General features: G+C 48.4%; 1 protein-coding gene. It reads right to left on the reverse strand.

Annotated elements, in window-relative coordinates; genetic code table 11:
- A partial coding sequence (locus FS628_RS30805; RefSeq protein WP_145326703.1) for an RNB domain-containing ribonuclease occupies positions 1-250 on the reverse strand: 250 nt, incomplete at both ends.

Below are 250 nucleotides of genomic sequence, written 5' to 3' on the forward strand. Positions count from 1 at the left end.
ATCTCACAACACACAGTCAAACCGTCTACCTCCCGGTTCAAACTACAGATCCCCTTGCACACACGCTCTCCAACCATTCCAATAACCCCCTCCACCACATATACACTCCATCCGCCGTTGTATCCTTCCTCATCCAACACACAATTCTCCTCCACATAATACCCAACCTCCCCAATCTCTACTCCCACACCATACTTCCCATTACCCACTTTCTCTACCTTAACACCATCATCCAACTCCTTCCCATCTT

It is taken from the genome of Paenibacillus xylanexedens, assembly GCF_007676705.1.
In the GTDB taxonomy this organism is placed as follows: Bacteria; Bacillota; Bacilli; order Paenibacillales; family Paenibacillaceae; genus Paenibacillus; species Paenibacillus xylanexedens_C.